Here is a 3,047-nt window from a genome sequence, read left to right as displayed (position 1 = left end):
GTGCTGCGCCTGCAGGCCTCGGCCGACCGGATCACCTGGCCGCTCCTGCGGCTGGCGCCGTTCCCGAAGGCCGATCGCTATCTGGTCGGGCCGATGTGCTGCACGCCCGAGCGGGCCGGGCTCCAGGTCACCTTCTCGGATTTCTCCGTCGGGCCGCCCAACGGCAAGGGCCTGCACGACCTGTCCTGAGGACTGGCGATCAGCCGCCAGGAAGTTTTGCTGCGCTGCGGCAAGGGCGTGGAATCTCGCTTGCAGTTCCTATATAAGGCCAGCCACGTTCCGCGAGCAGCCAGCTCGCGCCTCCCATCACGGCCGAGCACAGGGTTTCATGGATCTGCGTAACATCGCGATCATCGCGCATGTCGACCACGGCAAGACGACCATGGTCGACAAGCTTCTCCAGCAGTCCGGATTGTTCCGAGAGAACCAGCAGGTTCAGGAACGGGCCATGGATTCCAATGATCTGGAGCGCGAGCGCGGGATCACGATCCTGGCCAAGTGCACCTCGGTCGCCTGGAAGGACACGAGGATCAACATCGTCGACACGCCCGGCCACGCCGATTTCGGCGGCGAGGTCGAGCGCATCCTGGGCATGGTCGACGGCGTGGTCCTGCTGGTCGACGCCTCGGAAGGCCCGATGCCGCAGACCAAGTTCGTGCTGGGCAAGGCCCTGCGCCTGGGCCTGCGCCCGATCGTGGTGATCAACAAGGTCGACAAGCCCGATCAGCGCGCCCACGAGGTGCATGACGAGGTGTTCGACCTGTTCGCGGCGCTGGATGCGACCAACGAGCAGCTCGACTTCCCGACCGTGTTCGCCTCGGCCAAGAACGGCTGGGCGGCGCACGATCCGGACGGGCCGCGCGAAAGCCTCGCACCCCTCTTCGACCTGATCGTCTCGCATGTCCGCCCGCCCCAGGTGGACCTGGACGCGCCGTTCTCGATGCTGGCGACCACGCTGGAGGTGAATCCCTATCTGGGCCGCCTCCTGACCGGCCGCATCGCGTCGGGCAAGATCCGGCCGAACACCACGATCAAGGCGATGAGCCGTACCGGCGAACTGCTGGAGCAGGCGCGCGTCACCAAGATCCTGGCCTTCCGTGGCCTGGAGCGGACCCCGGTCGAGGAGGCCGAGGCCGGCGACATCGTCGCCATCGCGGGCATCCAGAAGGCGACCGTCGCGGACACGCTGTGCGACCCGTCGGTCAGCGAGCCGATCCCGGCCCAGCCGATTGACCCGTCCACCATTGCGATGACCTTCTCGGTCAACGACAGCCCCTATGCCGGCCAGGAAGGCACCAAGGTCACCTCGCGGGTGATCCTCGACCGCCTCAAGCGCGAGGCCGAGGGCAATGTCGCGATCAAGGTCACCGAGAGTGCCGGCAAGGACGCCTACGAGGTGGCCGGCCGTGGCGAGCTCCAGCTGGCCGTGCTGATCGAGCAGATGCGGCGCGAAGGCTACGAGATGTCGATCAGCCGCCCACGCGTGCTGATGCAGACCGACGAGAACGGCCAGAAGCTGGAGCCGATCGAGGAAGTCACCATCGACGTCGACGAGGAATATTCCGGCATCGTCGTCGAGAAGCTGACCCAGCGCCGCTCGGAGCTGAAGGACATGCGCCCGGCCGGTGCCGGCAAGCAGCGCCTGGTGTTCCACAGCCCGTCGCGCGCCCTGATCGGCTATCTCGGCGAGTTCCTGACCGACACGCGCGGCACGGGCGTGCTGAACCGGATCTTCCACGCCTTCGAGCCCTACAAGGGTGCAATCGCCCAGCGCCATACCGGCGTGCTGATCAGCAGCGAGCAGGGCGAGGCAGTGGCCTACGCACTGAACTACATCTCCGAGCGCGGGCCCCTGTTCGTGCACCCCGGCGAGAAGCTCTATGCCGGCATGATCATCGGCGAGCACACCCGGGAAAACGACCTCGAGGTCAATCCGGTCAAGACGAAGAAGCTCACCAATATCCGGGCGGCCGGCAAGGACGACGCGATCAACCTATCCCCGCCGATCCGGATGACCCTGGAAAAGGCCATCGCCTATATCGCCGACGACGAGCTGGTCGAGGTGACGCCCAAGGCGATCCGGCTGCGCAAGCGCTATCTCGACAGCAATGAGCGCAAGCGCATGTCCCGGCAGAGCGAAGCGGCCTGAGAAGACAGGCCGGGTTCGAGAGGATGGAGCGGTCGGCTTGCCGGCCGCTCCATTTCGTTTGGGGGCACAGCACATCGCAGGCTGCGCGAATTGATCAGTGCAACCCGGTACTAATCCTGCGAGCCGTCCCCTATATTGAGCGGCGCGGGTCGACCTGATGGGCCAGCGCCATGGAACGCAAGCTTGCTGCCATCATCGCCGGGGACGTGGTCGGCTACAGCCGGCTCATGGCCGAGGACGAGGCCCAGACCTATGGCGAGCTGCGGACGGCGTTGCGGGAAATCGTCGAGCCGGCCGTGCAGCGTCATGGCGGCCGGACCTTCAAGCATACCGGTGACGGGTTCCTCACTGCGTTCGGCAGCGTCAACGCGGCGCTGGAGGCAGCTATCGAGATCCAGCGGGGCTTTAGCGCATGTCCCTTGGACCTTCGGCTCGGCCTCAACCTGGGTGATGTCATCGAGGAGGACGGGGACATCTTCGGCGACGGGGTGAACGTCGCCAACCGGCTGCAGGCCATGGCCGAGCCTGGCAGCATCTATGCGAGTGCCACGGTCGTGCGCAGCGCCGACAAGGAGCACGTCGCCCGCTTCCGGCGGATCGGCCGCCGGCAGGCGAAGAACATTCCCGAAGCGATTGAGGTCTACGCCTGGCGCCCGGACGAGATGGCGCCCGGTGGGCTGGCGCGGCTCCTGCCGGCTGGCCGGCGATCCTGGCCCCGGCCACGTTCCACCGTCCTCGCGAGCATCTGCGCCGGCATCCTCGTCACGAGCTTCATCGCGGCCGGCAGTTGGACGGAGCGCTCCGCAGCACCGCCGGCAGCGGGCAGTGCGTCCGGATCGCTGCGCGCTGCGGCAGCGGACAGTCGACCGACCGTGGCGGTGCTGCCCTTCGACGATCT

Annotated in this window: 3 protein-coding genes; all 3 read left to right on the top strand. The window is 66.8% G+C overall.

Features of this window, described 5'->3' with window-relative positions; all coding sequences use genetic code 11:
* A partial coding sequence (locus EQG76_RS05140) for a DUF1349 domain-containing protein (protein ID WP_159711198.1) occupies positions 1–189 on the top strand: 189 nt, incomplete at its 5' end.
* Positions 190–328: 139 nt separating this feature from the next.
* Positions 329–2,149, top strand: a complete 1,821-nt coding sequence (gene typA, locus EQG76_RS05135; protein ID WP_159711196.1) for a translational GTPase TypA — start codon at positions 329–331, stop codon at positions 2,147–2,149.
* Positions 2,150–2,319: 170 nt separating this feature from the next.
* Positions 2,320–3,047: adenylate/guanylate cyclase domain-containing protein (locus tag EQG76_RS05130; RefSeq protein ID WP_200840568.1), on the top strand; the 728-nt coding region annotated here is incomplete at its 3' end.

The sequence above is a fragment of the Geminicoccus flavidas genome, assembly GCF_009806515.1.
Taxonomy (GTDB): domain Bacteria; phylum Pseudomonadota; class Alphaproteobacteria; order Geminicoccales; family Geminicoccaceae; genus Geminicoccus; species Geminicoccus flavidus.
The sequence above is the reverse complement of the archived record's forward strand: the minus strand, read 5'-3'. Positions and strand labels throughout refer to the sequence as shown.